At 43.2% G+C, this 1,360-nt stretch carries 2 protein-coding genes; both read left to right on the top strand.

The features are described 5' to 3' along the window. Nucleotides 1-158 precede the first annotated feature (158 nt). Nucleotides 159-917 carry a sulfite exporter TauE/SafE family protein gene (locus BCT81_RS21865; RefSeq protein ID WP_102425825.1) on the top strand — a complete coding sequence of 253 codons (759 nt, stop codon included), beginning with the start codon at nt 159-161 and terminating at the stop codon, nt 915-917. Nucleotides 918-1,140: 223 nt separating this feature from the next. Further along, the gene (locus tag BCT81_RS21860; protein ID WP_004738330.1) at nt 1,141-1,332 is read left to right on the top strand and encodes a hypothetical protein; all 192 of its coding nucleotides are present in this window, start codon (nt 1,141-1,143) and stop codon (nt 1,330-1,332) included. The last annotated feature ends 28 nt before the right edge of the window (nt 1,333-1,360 follow it).

Raw genomic sequence — 1,360 nt, 5'->3', positions numbered from 1 at the left:
GAGCCTCTGGCTCCTTTTCTTTTATCCGCTGCTGAGAATAAACACAACTCCAAGATGGTAGCAAACTCACAAACTCACGCTTTTAAAGCGCTCAGCTCTGATATTCTTAACAAAATAAAGTAAGGTAACCAGTCATTTAACGCGTTGGATTCAAAACTATGGATTGGTTGATTCTATTTTTATCAGGAGTAATCGGTGGTGTGCTTAACTCTATTGCTGGAGGAGGCAGCTTCATAACCTTCCCTGCTCTATTGTTTGCTGGCGTCCCTCCGATCGCGGCCAACGCCACGAATACTTTCGCCTCTTGTGCCGGCTACATCAGTGGCGCATACGCTTTACGTCATGAGATTCAGTCCGGTACCAAGCAACTCAAACTCGTTATCGCTTTATGCGTGCTAGGTGGCGGTATTGGTGCTTTCTTGTTATTGCACACGCCAGAAGCTCTATTTACCCAGTCCGTACCTTGGCTACTGCTTTTTGCAGCGTTGCTTTTCACTTTTGGCGGAACACTAAACAAATGGCTTAAGCGCGCCACAGAAAAACACAAACACGCCACCAGCGCTGGGGCATTTTTTTCAGCACTGTTACTACTGATTGTTTGTATCTACGGGGGCTATTTCAATGCGGGTTTAGGCATAGTGACATTGAGCTACTTGGCTCTGGCTGGCTACACCAATATTAATGTTATGAATGGGATCAAGTTGTTGGTTTCGGCTTGTGCTTCCCTTGCTGCGATAGTCTTTTTTATCGTCAAAGGTTCGATTGACTGGCCATCGGGTATAGCAGTGTTAATGGGAACCTTAGTTGGTGGTTATTACTCAGCCAAAGTCTCTCGTCGTATCCCACAACAATACGTTCGAAATACAGTGATCATTGCTAGTTTCTTAATCACGGCTTACTTCTTTTACGCCAGTTAAACGCAGAATTTTTGTTACTCACGCAAGAGTGACTATCTGCACAACGTAACTCTCGAACTAGCCAGACCACTATTCTATTGCTTATATAATAGCCAACATGAAATGTGTGAATACCGTCATCGAATTAGTAAATTTGATATTAATTTAGGCTAATTTTTAGCCTTTATTATGAACAAAGTGGGATAATTCTCCTGTCGAAAATGAGACTTCATTAGGAGGCGTTATGAACATTAAACTCGGTCATGTAATGTCATCAAGTCGACTCATTTGCTTTGTGGCTTTTCTTGCCGCAACGTTCGCGTGGATCTTAAAAATGCCTGCTCTGTTTTCTGTATCTGCGCTCTTCTTACTGGTCAGCGCCATCGTTTATGTCGTCGATATCTGGAAGAACCAAAAGAGAAATCGCGAAGCTTAAGACTTAACAGCACTAAGCTGAATACACG

This window comes from Vibrio sp. 10N.261.52.A1 (assembly GCF_002876325.1).
GTDB classification, from domain to species: Bacteria; Pseudomonadota; Gammaproteobacteria; order Enterobacterales; family Vibrionaceae; genus Vibrio; species Vibrio chagasii.
The sequence above is the reverse complement of the archived record's forward strand: the minus strand, read 5'-3'. Positions and strand labels throughout refer to the sequence as shown.

Bases quoted from the DNA above. Each gene is read 5' to 3' on its own strand.
- BCT81_RS21865 (WP_102425825.1), top strand. From the start codon at position 159: ATGGATTGGTTGATTCTATTTTTATCAGGAGTAATCGGTGGTGTGCTT.
- BCT81_RS21860 (WP_004738330.1), top strand. From the start codon at position 1,141: ATGAACATTAAACTCGGTCATGTAATGTCATCAAGTCGACTCATTTGC.